This is a genomic window from Gluconobacter sp. P1D12_c, from assembly GCF_018812105.1.
Lineage (GTDB): Bacteria > Pseudomonadota > Alphaproteobacteria > Acetobacterales > Acetobacteraceae > Gluconobacter > Gluconobacter oxydans_A.
This window is the reverse complement of the sequence record NZ_JACSIQ010000245.1, coordinates 1-552: the sequence shown is the minus strand read 5'-3', so window position 1 is coordinate 552 and position 552 is coordinate 1. Positions and strand designations below refer to the sequence as shown.

The window sequence follows — 552 nt, the reverse complement described above, 5'->3', positions numbered from 1 at the left end:
ATTGGCAGGACAGTTATTGGGATAAGGTCGGGAAGCCTTCTGGCTTAACTCGTATTGGTCCAGGTCGTAGGCGTTTAACTCGGGACCAGTGGAACCAGGAGAAGCAACAAGCCAAGGCTTTAGCTATTGCTCTGGCTGATGGTCGTGCTGTTGCAAAGCGTGTTGATGCTGCAAAAGCTAAGGCTGAAAAGTTTGAGAAGGCTGGCACGTTGGTTGGTGCTGTTTCTTCTGCTGTTGCTGGTGGTGTTGTTCAGGTTTCTGAGTCATTCACGAAAAGCCGTTTTGATGATGGTGCGAAGTCTCGTGAAAATGAAATTCATTTATTGAAGAATCAAAATGAGAAGTTGAAAGCGAGTAATTCATCACTAAAAACAAAAATTCACAAAAGTAATGAATCACGAAAATCACTATTGAACGAATTGAAAAGCGAACGCGAAAAAAGTTTTGATAAGGGCAAGCCGTTCAGAGATTTACAGAAGAAGAATGAACAGCTTGAAACTTATCTTGGTTTAGTTTTTGATTCTTTGGATTCGCATGGAATTAATCCTGTTC

Annotated in this window: 1 pseudogene; it reads left to right on the top strand. The window is 41.5% G+C overall.

From position 1 onward, the window contains the following. A pseudogene (locus KP705_RS16560) lies at positions 1-552 on the top strand (hypothetical protein); the annotation flags it as partial.